Source organism: uncultured Porphyromonas sp. (assembly GCF_934359325.1).
In the GTDB taxonomy this organism is placed as follows: Bacteria; Bacteroidota; Bacteroidia; order Bacteroidales; family Porphyromonadaceae; genus Porphyromonas_A.
Window position 1 is genome coordinate 1 of the sequence record NZ_CAKRLH010000264.1, and the last position, 1,808, is coordinate 1,808.

General features: G+C 57.8%; 2 protein-coding genes. Both read left to right on the forward strand.

The features are described 5' to 3' along the window. Positions 1-205 (forward strand): redoxin family protein (locus Q0F21_RS07625; RefSeq protein WP_297238800.1); only part of this gene is annotated, 205 nt, incomplete at its 5' end. Beyond that, positions 206-1,808: family 20 glycosylhydrolase (locus Q0F21_RS07630; protein ID WP_297238801.1), on the forward strand; the 1,603-nt coding region annotated here is incomplete at its 3' end.

The following is a 1,808-nucleotide window of genomic DNA, read 5'->3' on the forward strand; positions in this document are numbered from 1 at the left end:
GCTGGAGAATGTCGTGACGCTCTCCACCTTCAAGAGCCCGGACTTCGGCAAGGACTATGGCTGCCTGCTGGTCTCCGGTGCTCTGAAGGGGCTGATGTCTCGCTGCGTCGTCGTCCTCGATGAGGAGGGAAAGGTGCTCTACACCGAGCAGGTAGAAGAGATCACCCACGAGCCGAATTACGATCAGGCAATAGCAGCACTCTAAATGAAGCATGGACTCCTAATCCCCCTCCTTCTCTCTATCCTCCTCAGCCCGGTGCGGGGGTTCGCCCAGAGCGAGAAGCCCTTCACCATCCCTGAGGTCAAGAGCTGGAGCGGGACGGAGGGATCCTTCCACTACAGCGACCTCTGTCGTCTTACTCCCGAGGGGGAGGAGGCGGCGGAGGTCGCTGTTTTGCTTAGGCAGGACCTCCGAGAGCTACTGAGTGACACCGCAAAGACCGGATCCTCGGGAACCATTTCCCTTGTGATCCGCCCCACCCTACTCTCCGACAAGGGGAGCGAAGCCTATCGGATAGAGATCCTACCGGATCACATTACCCTCACCGGCAACTCCCGTCAGGGACTCTACTGGGCGACGCGGACGCTGCTCCAGCTCCTCGAGCAGGGAGAGGAGCTCTCCTGCGGCGTGATAGAGGACTACCCGGACTACCCGATACGCGGCTTTATGCTGGAGGTGGGACGAAAGTTTTTCTCCCTCGACTTCCTCCGCGCCACCGTGAAGCTAATGGCGTACTACAAAATGAATACCTTCCACATTCATCTCAACGACAACGGCTTCAAGAAATTCTACGGCGACGACTGGGACAAGACCTACGCCGCTTTCCGTCTCGAGAGTGAGACCCACCCAGGGCTGACGGCACAGGACGGTCACTACAGCAAGGCAGACTTCAAGCAACTGCAGCTGGAGGCGGCCTCGCTCGGGGTGTCGATCATCCCGGAGATCGATGTGCCGGCGCATACGCTTGCCTTTACCCACTACATGCCATCGATCGGGAGCAAGGAGTATGGCGCAGACCACATGGATCTCTTCAGTCCCGACACCTATCGCGTGCTGGACGATCTCCTGGAGGAGTATCTAGACCCGGCAGACCCCATCTTTATCTCCCCCTACGTCCATATCGGGACGGATGAGTACAGCAATAGAGACTCTGTGGTGGTGGAGCAATTTAGGGCTTTTACGGATCGCTACATCCGCAAGGTGGAGGATCTGGGGAAGAAAGCAGCCGTCTGGGGTTCGCTCTCCCATGCACGAGGAAAGACGCCTGTGAAGGTAGACGACGTCCTGCTCTATTGCTGGAGCGATGACTACGCCAAGGGACAGGAGATGATCGACCTCGGGTACGACATCATCAGCATCCCTGACGGATGGGTCTACATCGTCCCTGCGGCGGGGTACTACTATGACTACCTCAATATCGAGGAGCTGTATCAGAACTGGACTCCGGCAACAGTGGGACGAAAGACCTTCGAGGAGCATCACCCGCAGATCAAGGGGGGTATGTTCGCCGTCTGGAATGACCACTGCGGTAATGGTATCAGCCAGCAGGATGTCTACCATCGGATCTTCCCCGCCATGCAGACCATTGCCGCTAAGAACTGGCAGGGAAAGAGCGGAACGGTGTCCTACGAGACCTTTGACCAAAAGCGTCGAAGTCTATCCGAGGCACCCGGAGTGAACCTTCTTGCGAGACCGGAGAAAGGGAAGCACTCCTACTTCGTCTCATCGCCTAAGGCTGATAGCCCACTCGGGCTGCCGATCGAGGAGATCGGGTACGACTACCGGGTCTCCTTCCGCATCACTCCGG